12 protein-coding genes are annotated in these 16,274 nt (G+C 66.5%); 6 read left to right on the top strand and 6 right to left on the bottom strand.

The annotated features are described in order from the left end of the window. Positions 1 to 47: 47 nt before the first annotated feature. Together MVA47_RS21615 and MVA47_RS21610 are read right to left on the bottom strand one after the other, a co-directional pair. Positions 48 to 347: an MGMT family protein gene (locus MVA47_RS21615; RefSeq protein ID WP_247209830.1), complete on the bottom strand. Its 300-nt coding sequence runs from the start codon at positions 345 to 347 to the stop codon at positions 48 to 50. Then, positions 347 to 1,138, bottom strand: coding sequence for an alpha/beta fold hydrolase (locus MVA47_RS21610; protein ID WP_247209829.1), 792 nt, complete (start codon positions 1,136 to 1,138; stop codon positions 347 to 349). The genes MVA47_RS21615 and MVA47_RS21610 overlap by 1 nt, the downstream gene beginning before the upstream one ends. A 137-nt stretch (positions 1,139 to 1,275) precedes the next feature. On the opposite strand from MVA47_RS21610, the gene MVA47_RS21605 reads away from it, so the two are divergent. After that, positions 1,276 to 4,587, top strand: coding sequence for an ATP-dependent DNA helicase (locus MVA47_RS21605; RefSeq protein ID WP_247209828.1), 3,312 nt, complete (start codon positions 1,276 to 1,278; stop codon positions 4,585 to 4,587). Then, positions 4,580 to 7,951: an ATP-dependent helicase gene (locus MVA47_RS21600; RefSeq protein ID WP_247209827.1), complete on the top strand. Its 3,372-nt coding sequence runs from the start codon at positions 4,580 to 4,582 to the stop codon at positions 7,949 to 7,951. Before MVA47_RS21605 ends, MVA47_RS21600 begins: the two co-directional genes overlap by 8 nt. A 5-nt stretch (positions 7,952 to 7,956) precedes the next feature. Here the strand turns inward: MVA47_RS21600 and MVA47_RS21595 are convergent, their stop codons facing one another. Beyond that, positions 7,957 to 8,370 (bottom strand): hypothetical protein, encoded by a 414-nt coding sequence (locus MVA47_RS21595; protein WP_247209826.1) that lies wholly within the window; start codon positions 8,368 to 8,370, stop codon positions 7,957 to 7,959. A gap of 128 nt (positions 8,371 to 8,498) precedes the next feature. On the opposite strand from MVA47_RS21595, the gene MVA47_RS21590 reads away from it, so the two are divergent. Further along, positions 8,499 to 9,566 (top strand): TrkA family potassium uptake protein, encoded by a 1,068-nt coding sequence (locus MVA47_RS21590; protein WP_247209825.1) that lies wholly within the window; start codon positions 8,499 to 8,501, stop codon positions 9,564 to 9,566. 51 nt (positions 9,567 to 9,617) lie between these two features. Continuing rightward, complete coding sequence (gene nudC / locus MVA47_RS21585; protein WP_247209824.1) at positions 9,618 to 10,640, top strand: NAD(+) diphosphatase; 1,023 nt, start codon at positions 9,618 to 9,620, stop codon at positions 10,638 to 10,640. On the opposite strand, the gene MVA47_RS21580 is transcribed toward nudC, so the two are convergent. Further along, positions 10,637 to 10,861, bottom strand: a complete 225-nt coding sequence (locus MVA47_RS21580; protein WP_038252428.1) for a mycoredoxin — start codon at positions 10,859 to 10,861, stop codon at positions 10,637 to 10,639. The two genes, nudC and MVA47_RS21580, sit on opposite strands and share 4 nt — an antisense overlap. 118 nt (positions 10,862 to 10,979) lie before the next feature. Here MVA47_RS21580 and MVA47_RS21575 point away from each other — a divergent pair, with 118 nt between their 5' ends. Together MVA47_RS21575 and MVA47_RS21570 are read left to right on the top strand one after the other, a co-directional pair. Next, positions 10,980 to 13,052: an ATP-dependent DNA helicase UvrD2 gene (locus MVA47_RS21575; RefSeq protein WP_030164449.1), complete on the top strand. Its 2,073-nt coding sequence runs from the start codon at positions 10,980 to 10,982 to the stop codon at positions 13,050 to 13,052. 525 nt (positions 13,053 to 13,577) lie between these two features. Then, positions 13,578 to 13,871 (top strand): WhiB family transcriptional regulator, encoded by a 294-nt coding sequence (locus MVA47_RS21570; protein WP_051406386.1) that lies wholly within the window; start codon positions 13,578 to 13,580, stop codon positions 13,869 to 13,871. 78 nt (positions 13,872 to 13,949) lie between these two features. On the opposite strand, the gene MVA47_RS21565 is transcribed toward MVA47_RS21570, so the two are convergent. Together MVA47_RS21565 and MVA47_RS21560 are read right to left on the bottom strand one after the other, a co-directional pair. After that, a complete protein-coding gene (locus tag MVA47_RS21565; RefSeq protein ID WP_247209823.1) occupies positions 13,950 to 15,266 on the bottom strand; it encodes an AarF/ABC1/UbiB kinase family protein in 1,317 nt (438 codons plus the stop codon). A 35-nt stretch (positions 15,267 to 15,301) separates the two neighbouring features. Further along, complete coding sequence (locus MVA47_RS21560; protein WP_247209822.1) at positions 15,302 to 16,207, bottom strand: hypothetical protein; 906 nt, start codon at positions 16,205 to 16,207, stop codon at positions 15,302 to 15,304. Between the last annotated feature and the right edge of the window lie 67 nt (positions 16,208 to 16,274).

The raw sequence follows: 16,274 nt of genomic DNA, 5'->3' as shown, positions 1-16,274 counted from the left end.
AACCGGCGCGAACCTCGCGAGGTGGCGCGAATTTGTGGTGGGGAGGGTCAGGCGAGGTCGGCTCGGGCGACCTTCATGTCGACTCTGCCGTCGAACACCGGAACACCCTCGGCGCGAAGGTTTTCGAGCTGGCGGTCACGCAGGTGCGGAGCCGGCGTCCCGGCGGCACTGATCACGCGGTGCCACGGTAGATCAGCCGAGTCGGTTCGCATGATCCATCCGACGATGCGGGGGCTCGACAGACCCGCGGCCGCTGCCACGTCACCGTAGGTGGTCACCTTCCCGGCAGGTACCGAGGCCACGATCTCCCGTACGCGTTCGACCTGATCGTCGGTGATCTTCGCCATCAGCTCTCGGTTCGTGCACGCGCCAGGGCGTCCGCGACCAGGCGCGCGGTCAGTTCGGGGCGGGCGAAGGGAACCATGTGGTCGCAGTCCTCCTCGTACAGCGAGAAGAGGTCTCCCTGTTGTGCCGCAAGCGCTTCGAGTAGATCGGCGGTGACGTACGGCGGTTGCACGCGTAGGGCCTGAACCAGATCGACCGGCATGTGTGGTGGGGGTAGCACAAAGGGACGGGCCAATTCGCTCCATGTGGTGACCACGGTTCCCGGGTGGACGCGCCAGCTCATCCGGTCACCTGCTGTGGTCAGGTGGTCGGCGACCTCTCGATCCAGCAGTTCCGGAGGTAGTTCGGCCCACGACTCTCCCAGCTTCTCCGCACGTGCGGCTGCCTCATCTGGGTAGTCGTGATGGGTGATGTAGCTGGTGGCGATGTCCATGAGCCGGGCGGGTTCGAGGCCGATGGCCGGGTCGAGCAACACCAGCGACCGGATGTGATCGGGGACCAGTCGTGACAGATGTAGGGCAAGAGCTCCGCCGAAGGAATGACCCACCAGGACCACAGGGGACGACGCGTGGGCCTCGACCACGTCGGCCAGGGCAGCCACGTGTGCGTCGATGGACCACGGCGGTTCCCAGGTCGAGAATCCGTGTCCGAGCAGGTCAGGGGCGATGATCTTGGCGTCGGGCAGCGCTGCGGCGAGGTCCGCCCACCGCTTGCCGTGGCCGGTGACACCATGCAATGCGAGGACGGGGTCGCCGTCTGCGGGGCCGTACAGTTCCACGTTCAAACCAGCCATGAGGCCAATCGTGCCCGACCGCGGTCGGGCACGCAGTACCGACCCGGGCGCGGCCGGGCGATGGTGGCGCGGTCGACATGTCGGTCACCCGTGACACCATCGTGGAGGAACCAGAGGAAGGAGACCGTGTGCCAGCCATGACGACGCGACTGGTGTCGGCGCCCATCCCTCCGGCGGAACCTCGTACCTGGCCAGAACGGGTGCAGTCGTTGATCGACCGTCCCGGCGGCGCCGCGTCACCGGGTTTCCGCCCACTGCGGGTCCACGGAGGCCCGGGCGCGGGAAAGACGTCACTGATCGTCGACGTCGCGGTGGCCCGTCTCGCCGACCCGGCGATCGATCCGGAGTCGCTGCTGGTCCTGGCCGCCGGGCGACGGGCAGCCACCGAGTTGCGCGAGCAGATCACCGCGCGACTGCTGGCTCAGCGCGCCGGGGGAGCGGGCCGCGCTCCGCGAGCCACCCGCGAGCCGATCGTTCGCACCGTGCACTCCTATGCGTTTGCGGTGCTTCGCCTGCAGGCGGCGGCACACGACAATCCGCCGCCGCGCCTGATCACCGGCGCCGAGCAGGATGCGGTGTTACGGGAACTCCTGGCCGGCGACATCGAGGACGGTGCCGGCTACTGGCCGCCGCGTTTGCGGCCGGCTCTGGGTACCAACGGATTTGCGCAGGCATTGCGGGACATGATGATGCGGGCCGCCGAACGCGGTGTGGGGCCCGAGGACCTGATGGCGCTGGGCCGCAGGCACAAGCGCCCGGAGTGGGAGGCGGTCGGCAAGGCCTACCGTCAGTACGAGCAGAGCGGTCTGCTGCGGGGGGCGGTCGGGCTGGAGGCACCTCAGGCGACCGCGCCCGCAGTCGACGCCGCAGAGCTGGTGGGCTCTGCTCTCACAGCATTCGCGACCGACCCCGATCTCCTGCGGCGCGAGCGAGCGCGGGTGCGGTATCTGCTGGTGGACGACGCTCAGCACCTCGATCCGCAGGCCGCCACCCTGGTCGAGCTGATCGGGGCGGGAACACACCAGACGGTGGTCGCCGGAGATGGTGACCAGGCGATCTACGGTTTTCGTGGGGCCAGTTCGCGGTTTCTCGACGAACTCGACGACCCGGAGCGAGATATTCTGCTCGACAACAACTTCCGGTCGAGTAAGCCCATCAGCGACCTGGGCGCGGCGATCGCCGCGCGGCTCCCGGGTCCCCGTCGGCGCCGGGCCGAGGCCGCCGACCGGGGTGGGCCGGTGCCCGTGGTCAAGATCTACGGATCGGCCGCCAAAGAGGCCACGGCCATCGCCGACATGATGCGCCGGGCGCACCTCTACGACGATGTCCCGTGGTCGGAGATGGCGGTCATCGTCCGATCGGTGCCCCGCGCGATGGCGCCGCTGCGGCGCGCGCTGCGCTCGGCCGGTGTGCCGGTGATGACACCGGCCAGCGAGATCCCACTCGCGCGTCAACGCTCGGTGGCTGCGATGCTGCTGGCCCTGCGCGCGGTGTCGGAACCGCTGGAGCCGGAGGAAGCGCTCGAACTGCTCGCTGGACCCATCGGAGGAGCCGACCCGGCTGCGCTGCGGCGGCTACGGCGTGGACTGCGTCGTATCGAGACCGAATCCGGCGGAGACCGCGACTCCGCGTCGGTCATCGCCGAACTGGTCACCGGCCACCGGGTTCGAGTCGAGCATGACCCCATCCATGTCGACCACTACCTCGACGGGCTGACCGACGCCGAGAAGCAGCCGCTGGCAAGGGTTCTCGCGGTCATCGGCGCAGCTCGCGTGGCGTACGAGAACCGCCGCGGTATCGAGGAGATCCTCTGGGAGGCATGGCAGGCCACCGGACTCGGCCCGCGATGGTCGAATCAGGTGATGCGCCGCGACCACGGACCCGGTGGTGCGCAGGCCGATCGGGACCTCGATGCGATGGTGGCGCTGTTCGACGCCGCGGCGAGCTTCACCGACAGCCTGCCTGCCGCGACACTCGGTGGGTTCCTGGATTATCTCGGCGCGTTGCAGATCCCCACCGAATCCCGCATGGCGCAGGCTTCATCGGACGCCGTCACGGTGTTGTCCGCCCATGCGGCCACCGGTCGCGAATGGGACGTCGTGGCGGTCGCGGGTGTTCAGGACGGTTTGTGGCCGAGCCTGCGCAGCCGGGGGAGCATCCTCGGTACCGGACAGTTGGTTGATCTTCTCGATGGCGTGGACGCCGATGCGCTGGACACCATCTCGCGCACCGCGATGGCTCTCGCCGAGGAGCGTCGACTGCTGCTGGTGGCATGCACACGGGCCCGCGATCGACTGATGGTCAGTGCTGTCGACGACGGGAGCGGAGATGCCGCGCCCTCACGGTTCATCGGCGAATTGGCCGCGATCGTCGAGAAGGGCGCCGTGGACGACGATGAGATCGAACTGGAGCTCCCGGTGGAGCCAGGTCTGCGACGGGTGCTGTCGCTGTCGTCGCTGGTCGCCGAGTTGCGCGCCGAGGTGTGCGCAGCCACCGCTACGCCTACGGAACGGGCGAAAGCCGCCGCAGACATGCTCGCCGAGCTCGCCGATGCCGGTGTTCCGGGTGCGCATCCCGACCAGTGGTACGGCCTCGCTGCTCCCAGTTCGGAGATCCCTCTGTGGTCGGAGTCGGCTGGGCCGCTGACCCTTTCGCCGTCCAGTGTGGAGGCGCTGGGAACCTGCTCGCTGCGCTGGATGCTGGAGCGGTACGGCGGCCGCGACGGCGATTCACGTCCGGCCGTCGCCGGAACGCTTGTCCACACACTTGTGCAGGCCGTCGCCGGAGAGATCCCACCCGACGATGTCACTGCTGCACTGCGGCGGGTCTGGGACCAGGTGGATGTCGGGGCACCGTGGTTCTCGCGCCGCGAACTCGAACGCACCGAGGAGATGCTCACCAACTTCCAGCGCTGGCTGAAGGTGTCCCGCGAGACGCTCACCGAGGTGGGAGTCGAGGTGGACGTGGATGCGCGAATCGAACCCGCCTCGGTCCAGGACGCCGACGGCGAGACCGTCGACATGCCCGAGGTGCGGCTACGCGGGCGCATCGACCGGCTCGAACAGGACAGCGCCGGACGCCCGGTGGTGGTGGATGTGAAGACCGGCAAGACCACGCTGTCGGTGCAGGCCGCCCAGGAGCACGCGCAGCTGGCCACCTATCAGCTCGCGTTGCGGCTCGGTGGTGTGCAGGCTGTCGGACCGGTCGAGCCAGGTGGTGGATCGCTCGTCTACGTCAACAACTCGAACAACAAAACCGGTGCGGCGCAACGTGATCAGCCGCCCCTGTCGGAAGAGCAGGTGGAGCAGTGGCTCGCCGTGGTGCGGGCGGCCGCCCACCGCAGTATCGGGCCGCAGTTCGTGGCCACCGTGAACGACGGATGCGGGCACTGTCCACTCACCGCGAGCTGTCCGGCCCAACTCGACGGCAGGACCGTGACCGATGGCTGACACCGGAACGATGACGAGGATCTCCGCCCGGGTCCTGTCGGCGGCGCTCGGTCTGCCCTCGCCCACCGATGAGCAGGTCGAGGTGATCGAGGCGCCGATGGAGCCCGTGCTGGTGGTCGCCGGCGCGGGTGCAGGCAAAACCGAGACCATGGCTTCCCGTGTGGTGTGGCTGGTGGCCAACCGTATGGTCGAGCCGGACGCAGTGCTGGGCCTGACCTTCACCCGAAAGGCCGCCCAAGAACTCGCCGCGCGCATCCGCCGGCGGTTGTCGATGCTCGCGGGATCGCCGGCGATGCAGAACTGGGACCCCGACGGCACGTTGCGTGGCCGGCTTCGGTCGGCAGACCCGCAGGTGAGTACCTACCACGCCTACGCCGGCAGGCTGATCGCCGACTACGGATTGCTGCTGCCTGTGGAACCCTCGGCCACCTTGCTCAGCGAAACCGAACTGTGGCAACTGGCATTCTCGGTGGTGGCGGGGTGGACCGATGACCTCGAGACCACCAAAACCCCTGGCGGCGTGACCGAATCGGTACTGAAGCTCTACAGCGAGCTCGCCGAGCACCTGGTGGACCTCGACCAGCTCGCCACCGCGGGCGACTCGCTCTACGAGCTCATCGACACCCTGCCCCCGACCGGCAGGCAACGACCTGAGCCGCCTCAGAAGCTCCGGTCCATCCAATCCGTCATCGATGAGCGGCGCGCGTTGATGCCGTTGGTGGCCGCGTTGGGCGCTGCGATGCGCGAGGCGAACGTGCTCGACTTCGGTAGTCAGATGTCGCTGGCTGCCCAACTCGTCGCACGTCACCCGGAGGTGGGCGAGTCCGAACGCGCCGCCATCGGCGCGGTGTTGCTCGACGAATACCAGGACACCGGACATTCCCAGCGCGTGCTGCTGTCGGAGCTGTTCGGAACGCCGCCCGGGGTGACACGGGGCGCCGGGATTGCGGTGACCGCGGTCGGTGACCCGATCCAGTCGATCTATGGCTGGCGCGGCGCGTCGGCTGCCAATCTGCCCCGCTTCACCACCGATTTCCGTTGCAGTGACGGGACTCCCGCGCAACGCCTGGAACTGCTGACCAGCTGGCGTAACGCCCGCCACGCCCTCGACATGGCCAACGCCGCGTCCGAGGAGCTGCGACGGCGGGGTGTGCCGGTGAGCATCTTGCGGCCGCGTGACGATGCACCGACCGGAACCATCACCATGGCTCTGACCGAGACCGTGGTGCAGGAGCGTGAGTGGATCGTCGACCAGATCGAAGACGAGTACAACCGTGCCGAGGGTCCACCGCCGACGGTGGCGATCCTGGTGCGCCGCAACGAGGATTCGGCGCCGCTCGCGGCCGAACTCACCGATCGTGGCATCGCGGCGGAAGTGGTCGGCATCGGCGGCCTGCTGGGTGTACCGGAGGTCCAGGACGTGGTGGCGATGCTCCGTCTGATGGCTGATCCCATGGCGGGGACGGCTGCCGTGCGACTCCTCACCGGACCGCGGTGGCGGCTCGGGGCGCGTGACATCGCTGCCCTGTGGGCGCGTGCGCGGGACCTCGCTGCCGGTACCAACATCGTCACCGGCACGATGACGAGTCTGGAAGAACTCGACAGCGCGCTCGATTCCGCGGTGCCGACCGAGGTGGTGGATCAAGCCGGTCTCGGTGATGCACTGGCCGACCCCGGTCCGGCGCAACGGTATTCACCCGACGGGTACCGCAGGATCAAATCGTTCGGTCACCAGCTGACCATCTTGCGGGCCCGGATGGGACAACCGTTACCCGAGTTGGTCGCCGAGGTGGAGAGGGTCATCGGCGTCGATGTCGAGGCGCAGATCCGGGCACGGGGTCTGCGAGGCAACATCACCGGCCGCGAGCACCTCGACGCCTTTGCCGAGTACGTGGCCGACTACACCGAGCGGTCGGCCGCCACCCTGCCTGGACTGCTCGCCTTTCTCGAGTCTGCCGCCGACATCGAGAAGGGTCTGGAACCGGGCAAGGTCGAGATCGCCGAAGACCGCGTCCAAATCCTCACCGTGCATGCGGCCAAGGGCCTCGAATGGGACGTGGTGGTGATCGCGCATCTGTGCACGAACATCTTCCCGGGTGGAAAGGCCGACGGGACCTGGCTCGGTAGTGCGCGGGAACTACCTGCGGAGTTGCGGGGCGACCTCGCCGAGACACTGGGCGCCGAGGGCTTCCCACCTCTCGAGCTGGCCGAACTCGACAACCGCAAAGAACTCGAGGACGCAATCGAGGCCCACAAGGACGCTTTGCGCAACCGCAAGCTCGAAGAGGATCGGCGATTGCTGTACGTGGCTTTGACGCGGACCAAGAGGGCATTGGTCATCTCGGGGCATCACTGGTCCGACGGCGGTGACAAACCTCGTGGACCCTCGATCTTCTTGACCGAGTTGCACGACATCGCTTCTCGGCTGATCGAGACCTCGAGCGACGGCGCACCAGGATTGACCATCGCGGGCTGGGCGGCGACTCCTGAAGAGAACGCAGACAATCCCTTGGCGGCGTTGACCGCCGGCGTGCCGTGGCCCGCTGATCCGCTCGGTTCCCGCCGTCCTGGTGTCGAACGCGGCGCCGATCTCGTGCGCGCCGCGTTGCGAGCCCGCGGCGAGCCGGCCCTCTTCGACATGGGCGCCGAACCCGAACCCGACCTGTCGGCCGACGACCCGCAGGTCCGCGATTGGGCCAACGACCTCGCGGTGCTGCTCGCCGAACGGGAAAGTGGCCTCGGCACCGACATCGAGGTGACGATGCCGCAGCATCTATCGGTCAGCCAGCTCGTCGAACTGGACAAGGACGAGGAGACCTTTGCCCGGCGCCTGCGCAGGCCGCTGCCGTTCAAACCCAATCCACTGGCCCGCCGCGGCACCGCCTTCCATGCCTGGGTGGAACGGAGATTCGGCGCCACCCGACTGCTCGACATCGACGAGTTGCCGGGAGCGGCCGACGCCGAAGGGGGCTCGGACGCCGACCTGGAGGTGCTGCGGGAGCAGTTCCTCCGGTCCCGGTGGGCCGCAAGGAACCCCATCGAGGTCGAGGTGCCGTTCGAGACGGTCATCGCCGACACCATCGTCCGGGGCCGGATCGATGCGGTGTTCTCCGAACCGGACGGCGGCTTCACCGTGGTGGATTGGAAGACCGGTGCCCGACCCACTGCGGCACAGGAGAAGTCGGTGTTCGTCCAGCTCGCCGCCTACCGGGTGGCCTGGGCGGAACTCACCGGCGTCGACCTGGAGAAGGTGCGGGCGGCGTTCCACTACGTACGGTCGAACACCACGCTCGAACCCGCGAACCTGCCCGACCGCTCCGGACTGGCCGACCTCATCAGACGTGAGAAGCGAGAACGACCCTGAACCGGTCAGACCTTGGGCGCGGTCTTCCAGACCCGCCATCCCGCCCACACCATGGGGAACTGGAAAGGCAGGCGTGCCCACGCGACCAGCCGGTAGGGCAGTGGTTTGTTGCGGTAGATGCGCACCATGTTGATGTTCCCGGGGTACACGCCGATGAACAACAGAACCGAGAACAGCCCGGCGAAGCGACGGGTCCGGGGAGCGAGAAGGGCGCCGCCGACCGCGAGTTCGACAACGCCGGAGCCATACGTGTAGGCACGCGGATTACCTGGCAGTTCCTCGGGGATCAGGTCATCGAACGGTTTGGGTGCGAGGAAGTGCAAGGCGCCGATACCCAACAGGCCGACGCCCATCCGCCTCGCCAGCGTCGCATCATCGGGAAACGTCAACTGCCGCAACTTGTGCTTGCCACTGTTCATGCGTCCACCATGCCTGATGGTGACGAGATCGGTGTTGATTACCACCGGTGCGGAAAAGGACTACAGTCCCCACTTGTGCGTATGCAATTTTCCCGGCGCCGTGTCGGCGCCTTCGTCGGGAGGCATTGATGCCCGCAGGCAGGCTCCGCCGGCGGTTCAAGAGCGAAGAGCTGACCGACATGCCCGACCACGCGCTGGTCGGTGTCGTTCATATCCCGAACTTGCAATCCAGCCCGATCCGGGCGATCACGCGACGTGTTGCGATCGCGCTCGCAGTGCTGTTCGCGGCGGTGATGATCGTCTACGTCGACCGAGACGGCTACAAGGACAGCGGAGGTGGGCCGCTGTCGTTCCTCGACTGCCTCTACTACGCGACGGTGTCACTGTCCACTACGGGCTATGGAGACATCACGCCTCTCACCCCGACGGCCAGGTTGGTCAACGTACTGGTCATCACCCCGATCCGCGTCATGTTCCTGATCGTGTTGGTCGGCACCACGCTGGAAGTGCTGACCGAGCGATCCCGTCAAGCTCTCAAAATCCAGCGTTGGAGGAACAAGGTGCGTAATCACACCGTGGTGATCGGGTACGGGACCAAGGGCAAGACAGCAGTCAAGGCGATGATCGCCGACGGTCAGAAGCCCTCGGAAATCGTTGTGGTGGACGGTGACCAGACAGTGCTCGACAATGCTGCTGCCAAGGGGCTGGTGACCGTGCGCGGTGACGCGACCCGATCCGACGTGCTGCGACTTGCGGGCGCACAACATGCGTCCTCCATCATCGTGGCCGCGAACCGCGACGACACGGCAGTCCTGGCGACGTTGACCGCTCGTGAACTCGCGCCGAACGCGAAGATCGTCGCGTCCATCCGCGAAGCGGAGAACACCCACCTGATCCGTCAATCGGGCGCCGACTCGGTGGTGGTGAGTTCGGAGACCGCCGGCCGCCTGCTGGGGCTGGCCACCAGCACTCCCACCGTCGTGCAGGTGATCGAGGACCTCCTGACTCCTGACGAGGGATTTGCGATCGCCGAGCGGGACGTGGAACCGGACGAGGTGGGTGGGTCGCCCCGGCACCTGTCCGAGATCGTCCTCGGCGTGGTGCGGGGCGGCACGCTGCACCGCATCGACGACAGCAAAGTCGACGCGATCGAACACGGTGATCGACTGCTCTATGTGCGGCAGGGCCAGGGATGACCGAACTACCCGGCCGAGAAGAGATCGATCCGAGGCAAGAGGTGAATTCGCTTGCGGCGATTTGAGTTCGACAAGCCCCCGATGTTGTCGCGCGCGGTGTACAACCGTGCCGACGAGATCAGGCACGACAAGCAACGACTGACAGAAGGATGGCCGCACGCCCTACTCCTACAGATCGACCCGTCGGGCCGGTATCCGGTGGGCGAGGACGGTCTCGGCTGGATCATGGCGGTGGACGTCGGTGACGAACCCCCGCCGGAGGCGGTGTTCCTCGGCCTGCATCCCGAAGAGGGCACCGATATGTGGGCCATGCGGTTCGACATCATCGACGGGCCGAAAGACGACCCACGGCGTGGAGCGCAACTCCTCGGCGCCGACGAAGCCGGAATTCTGTCCACCGCGCTGGGAGTGCTCAATTGGCATGACTCAGCCCGTTTTTCGCCGGTCGACGGCAATCCGACAGAACCTGCGAAAGGCGGCTGGGTCCGCCGCAACACCATCAGTGGCCGCGAGGAGTTCCCCCGAACGGATCCGGCGATCATCACCGTCGTCCACGATGGCGCCGACCAGATCCTGCTCGGCAGACAGTCGCAGTGGCCCGAGCGCTGGTTCTCGACGCTGGCCGGATTCGTCGAGCCCGGTGAATCGCTGGAGCAGTGCGTGGTGCGCGAGGTGCACGAAGAGGTGGGACTTGACTGCTGGGATCCGCAGTACGTGGGGTCGCAACCGTGGCCCTTTCCCCGTTCCCTGATGGTGGGATTCGAGGTCACGGCAGACCCGGATCAGGCTCTCGATTTCATCGACGGCGAGATCGCGGACGCCGAGTGGTTCAGCCGCGCAGAGGTGCTCGAAGCGCTCGAAGCCCAGCAGGATTGGATGGGGGCCGACGGCAAGCCGATCATCGACGATGCCCGGCTGAGATTGCCGGGATCGATCTCGATCGCGAGTGCGCTCATCCGCGCCTGGGCGCACACCCCAGCAGACACAGACCGCCCGGCATCCCGTGGTGCGGGAGCCGAGCAGTCGGAGCCGGGCCGGTTGGCGCCACCGTCCGACACGTCGGGCGGGGTCTAGACCCCGAGCTTCTTGCGGACGTCGGCGACCGTCGGGTTCGTCGCGGTGCTGCCATCGGCGAACTTCACGGTGGGAACCACGTGGTTGCCGCCGTTCACACTGCCGACGAAGTCAGCGGCGCTGGGGTCCTGCTCGATGTCGATTTCCACCCATTCGATGCCCTGACTGCGCAGGCCCATCTTCAGGCGCTTGCAGTACCCGCACCAGGTGGTGGTGTACATGGTCAAAGTCGCGTTCTCGGTAGTCACGCCTACATAACACCACGACCGCCACAGCTGTTCCCCGTCCGCTGCGGCGGGCGGACGCAGTGGTGTCGGCCCTCGTTGGAATACTGAGCACATGGACTCACTGGACCCCGAACAGCAGGCGGCGGTGCTCGCCCCTCGCGGCCCGGTGTGTGTGCTCGCAGGCGCCGGCACCGGCAAGACGCGCACGATCACCCGGCGGATCGCGCACCTGGTCGGCGACGGTCATGTGCGGGGCAGTCAGGTGCTGGCGGTCACGTTCACGGCGCGCGCTGCCGGAGAGATGCGGACCCGGCTCCGTTCGCTGGGAATCGCCGGGTCAGGTAATGCGGTGCAGGCGTTGACATTCCACGCCGCGGCCATGCGGCAACTCAGGTACTTCTGGCCACAGGCGATCGGCGACAACCAGTGGGAACTGCTCGACAACAAGTTCCCCGTCGTGTCCCGCGCGGCCCGGTCGGCGGGGGCGCCCACCACCACCGACTCTCTCCGTGACCTCATCTCGGAGATCGAATGGGCAAAAGGCTCGTTGATCGGCCCGGATCAGTACGCGGTGGAGGTGTCCAAGTCGCGGCGAGAGGCGCCGATGCCTGCCGAACAGGTCGCGCTGGTCTACGAGCGATACGAACAACTCAAGGTGTCACCCTCAGGAGATCAGCTCCTCGATTTCGACGACCTGCTGCTCATGACACGTGCCATCCTCGACGACCATCCCGTGGTCGCCGAAGAGTTCCGCGACCGATATCGCTGCTTTGTGGTCGACGAGTACCAGGATGTGACGCCCGCGCAGCAGGCGCTGCTCAACGCCTGGCTGGGCGAGCGGGACGACCTGACGGTGGTGGGTGATGCCAACCAGACGATCTACTCGTTCACCGGCGCAACCCCGAGTTACCTTCTCGACTTCTCCCGGCGGTTCCCGGAGGCGATGGTGGTCCGCCTCGAGCGCGACTACCGATCCACTCCGCAGGTGGTCGGTCTGGCCAACCGCGTGATCGGAGCCGCCCGCGGTCGCATCGCGGGTACTCGCCTGCAGCTCATCGGGCAACGACCGCCCGGACCCGCGCCGGATTTCGCCGAGTACGACGACGAGCCGGCTGAAGCCGCTGCCGTCGCGAAGGCGATCAAGCGATTGATGGCCCAAGGTGTTCCCGGATCCGAGATCGCGATCCTCTATCGCATCAACGCCCAGTCCGAAGCCCATGAGCAGGCGCTGACGGCGGCAGGCATCCCGTACCAGGTACGCGGAGGCGAGGCGTTCTTCGCCCGATCAGAGATCCGGCAGGCGATGCGGGCTGTGCAGCAGACCGCTGGCCGCGACGACCTGCCAGCTGAGGCAGATGTGGTCACCCTGCTGCGGGCCATCCTCGTCCCGCTCGGTCTGAGCGACGACCCGCCGGCCGGTGCCCAGGCTCGAGAGCGCTGGGAGTCGTTGCGGGCCTTGCTGAATCTGACCGAGGAGATGGTGCATGAGAACGAGCACCTGACTCTGACCGAGTTGTCCCGAGAGCTGGCAGCCCGTGCTGAAGCGCGGCATCCACCGACCGTGCAAGGTGTCACGCTGTCGTCGCTGCACGCCGCCAAGGGACTCGAATGGGACGCCGTGTTCCTGGTGGGCATGGTGGATGGCTCCGTGCCGATCAGCCAGGCCATCAACGCCGGCGATGTGGCGATCGAAGAAGAAAGGCGGCTGCTGTACGTCGGCATCACCCGGGCGCGCGAACACCTGCAGCTGTCGTGGGCACTCGCGCGCAATGAGGGTGGCAGGCGTTCGCGACGGCGGTCGAGATTTCTTGCCGACCTCGTCCCGGACGACTCGCCCGCCTCCAGGATCGCCGAACCGAAACGGAAACGATCGGGGCCGCGCTGCCGAGTTTGCGGGAAAGCGCTTCTCGGCAAGACCGCCTCGCTGTTGGGCCGATGCGAGAGTTGTCCGTCCGACCTCGACGAAGGTTTGCTGGTCGCTCTCAAGGAGTGGCGCAGCGGCAGGGCCAAGGAACAGAAGGTTCCGGCCTACGTGGTGTTCTCCGACAACACGCTGATCGCGATTGCCGAGCAGCAACCCGGGGATGTGCCTGCGCTCGTTGCCATACCGGGAATCGGCGCCAAGAAGCTGGACCAATACGGCGAGGATTTGCTGGCCCTGGTCCGCGACAACGGCGGGGGCTGACCGGTCGACGGTCCTTCGCCCGAGATCTCGGAAAAACTGCAGGTCAAAAATAGGTTGTGCAATCTCGGCGTCGACGTTTAGGCTGGTCCACATCACCAAGGCGAGGGGCTACTCGATGTGTTCGAGTGACCACCGAGCCGCCACATCGCACCGAATGTGCATCTCGAACGAGCAGGGAAGGACAGGGACCGTGAACGATTTCATCAGCGCCGCCGGCGTGTGCGAGTCGTGGTATCTGCCTGTCCAAGGCCTGCGTCCGCGACCCGGACATACCCCCGCAATCGCCGCCATGAAGCCGGAACTCCTGGCTCCGAAAGCAGCGATTCCGGCGGTAAACCGCTCAGCGCTTCCCGTGCGACCCCGACGAACGTCGATCTGACACAGATCAATTCATTCGAGGCCACGGCGAGTCGCAACAGCGAACCCGTGGCCTCACTTGTGTGAAGTGGAACATCTGTAGTTCCCCCACTGTGAGCCCGGGTTTTCAAGACAAATCCGAGAGCACATTCGACAGTGGAGGAACTGATGACCGAGTTACTCGAGTCATATATAGGCGGCGGGCTCGCACTGGACATATCTAAGACCGAGTTGCCATGCCAGTACGCCGACGCGGACCTGTGGTTTTCCGAGAACCCGAGTCAGCTCGAGCAGGCGAAGGCATTGTGCGCCGATTGCCCATTACGGCGGGAATGCCTGGCCGAAGCACTCGAACGCGGTGAGCCGTGGGGCGTGTGGGGTGGAGAGATCTTCGATCAGGGTGTGGTAATCGCCCGTAAGCGTCCCCGCGGACGGCCACGTAAGAACCAGACGGCGGCATGAGCTCCGCGACGACAGAGCGGGCGGTCTGTGAGAACTACACAGACCGCCCGCTCGTGTGTCTGAATCAGCCGGTGCCTTCTACTCGGCCAGCCCGTCGACCCACTTCTCCATGATCGCCCGATAGGGGGCCTCGGCGTCGAGTTGGGCTGCGATACCCACACAGCCGCCGAGAACCCGGAACACCATCACATACTCCTTGGGACAGTTCAGGTTTCGTGAAGTGCGGTAGACGTCCCCACGTGGATCCGAGGCTGCGCCCGCCGCCCTCTGCAGCCATTTGCGGGTGAAGTGGAACGACTCGCTGTAGAGCGGATCGACGTACGGACGCAGGTACGCCTCGAGGTCACTCGGGGTGACCTTGTCCTGATGCGAGCGCTGGATGAAGTTGGCTCGCACCATTTCTTCCTTCAGCTCGTCGTACTTGTTGTCGCGGCACAGCCGGAGGATCGGCCCGGTCGCCGCAGGCAGACCGTTCGGGTAGATGCCCACGGCGCCGAAGTCGAGAATCGCCATCCGGCCATCGGCGAGGAACTGGAAGTTCCCCGGGTGGGGATCGCCATGGACCAGTCCTACCCGCTTCGGTGAGCTGACCTCGAACTCGGTCATCTTCGCCGCAGCGTCGTTTCGCTCCTCCTGTGTGCCGTTCTTGATCACCTTCGACATGGGTGTTCCGGTGATCCATTCCGACACAACAACTTTGGGGGCCGAAGCAACCACCCGGGGCACCACGAAACTGGGGTCGTCGGCGAATCCCTTCGCGAAGGCCCGCTGATTGTTGGCTTCCTTCGTGTAGTTCAGTTCGTCTTCGGTGCGCTCGATGAGCTCGTCCATCATCGACTTGACGTCGGTACCGGGGGACAGGCGCTTGAGCAGTCCGGTCATCCGCGACATGGTCTTGAGATCGGCCTTGAGGGCGTGGTCGGCACCGGGGTACTGCACTTTCACCGCGACGTCGCGGCCGTCGTGCCACACCGCCTTGTGTACCTGGCCGATGGACGCCGAGGCCGCCGGTTCGTCGGAGAATTCCTGGAATCGGTCACGCCACTTGGTGCCCAACTGGTTGTCGAGCACGCCGTGCACCTTGGCTGCGGGCAGTGGTGGGGCTTCTGCCTGGAGCTTGGTGAGAGCGTCACGGAAGGGTTCGCCGAACTCCTCGGGGATCGCCGCCTCCATGATCGACAGCGCCTGGCCTACCTTCATGGCGCCGCCCTTCAGCTCGCCCAGGACGGCGAACAGCTGCTCGGCGGTCTTCTCGAGCATGTCTGCGGCAATCTCATCACGGTCCCCACCTGCCAACCGTCTGCCGAACCCCGTCGCCGCCCGTCCTGCCACCCCGAGCGGAAGCGAGGCGAGCTTGGCATTGCGCCGCGCTCCACCTCGTGTGATCTCAGCCATTGAGTTTTCCCCTTTCCCGATTCTTCGAGCTTAGATCACGCCGGCACCCCGCAACCGCATAGCGGGTGCGGCGTCCACTGCCTGATCTGCAGCGATGTTGCATTCGGCCGCAGCTCGATCGTCGCGTTCACCGTGGTGGGTGGATCGTGGTCGGGCGATGCCGATGCCGATGCTGCAGCGCTGGTGACAGCCGTGATGTGTTCGATCTGCGCCACGGTGAGGGCCACGGTGCCCGCTATGGTCGCCGGACTGGCCCACCCGCGTTGACCGAACAGCTGGGCGCTGATGATGGGCCACTCGGCGTCGCGGTCGCGCCGGTGGTGGTCGGCGCACACGAGGCAGCTCGTGAGCCCCGGCAACACCAGCGGCCCGATCACTCCGGATCCGTCGCGCAGCCGGACGGTCAGGTGCGGGACCCGCGACTTCATCAGATCCGATATCAGCCACGGGTCGTGTGTGAGGAAGTCGGTCAGCACAACAAGATCGGCCGACCAGGTCGCAAAGGCCTTCTCCGTGGCCGGGTGGTCAGGAGCGAGTCGAGGTCGCCGCACCGATTGCCGAACGCGTTGGCCCCCGGCGCCGACCGCTTTGGCGACTGCGCTTGCCAGTGGCCCCGAGCCGTGCACACGGATCGTCAGTGGGCGGTGGGTGCCCGCATGCGGTAAGTGGTGTCCGATCCCGATCGCAACCAAACGGTCGAGAATGCCCCGGACCTCGTCGAGGTCGAGCCCGATGTCCGCGGCCGCGGCCGTCACCTCGGTGACCGACCGAGGCCCGGTCATCCACCGCAGCAGTCCGACCAGACGGGCGGGGGAAACGTGGACCGGCGGTTCGAGCACAACGGCGGTCTCCGGGTCGCATCCGACCTGCACCCGGCCGCCGGGACGCAACACGATCACCGTCTCCGGCCGTAACCGGGGCAAAGACATCACAACAGCCATGCCGCCACTCAACCACCGCGACGTGGGGACCGACGCCCGCTGACGTCAGTTATCCACAGGGCGAAAT

The sequence above is a fragment of the Williamsia sp. DF01-3 genome (assembly GCF_023051145.1).
GTDB lineage: Bacteria > Actinomycetota > Actinomycetes > Mycobacteriales > Mycobacteriaceae > Williamsia.
This window is presented reverse-complemented; position numbering and strand designations above follow the sequence as displayed.